Below are 247 nucleotides of genomic sequence, written 5' to 3'. Positions count from 1 at the left end.
GGACTCGAATCGTTTAATTTCGGCTTTGTTCATAGTATACTCCTTGCTGTAAGTGTTTGAAAATTAAACTCTTACACGAGTATACACTGGTTTTTATTCTGCCGCGCAGCGGCTTCGTCCAACAACAGGTGTCATCACCAATCAAAAAGTACCCTTTTTCAAAAATTGTATTCACAGTTGCTTCAAGTATAACCTTGGCAGGCTTGCTTTTTCCATCACAAGGAGCAGCGGAAGAACAGGTGGATCT

At 41.3% G+C, this 247-nt stretch carries 1 protein-coding gene; it reads left to right on the top strand.

The features are described 5' to 3' along the window. Window positions 1–56 precede the first annotated feature (56 nt). Window positions 57–247: hypothetical protein (locus JWJ90_RS23080; RefSeq protein WP_205229542.1), on the top strand; the 191-nt coding region annotated here is incomplete at its 3' end.

This window comes from Desulfobulbus rhabdoformis, from assembly GCF_016919065.1.
Lineage (GTDB): Bacteria > Desulfobacterota > Desulfobulbia > Desulfobulbales > Desulfobulbaceae > Desulfobulbus > Desulfobulbus rhabdoformis.
The sequence above is the reverse complement of the archived record's forward strand: the minus strand, read 5'-3'. Positions and strand labels throughout refer to the sequence as shown.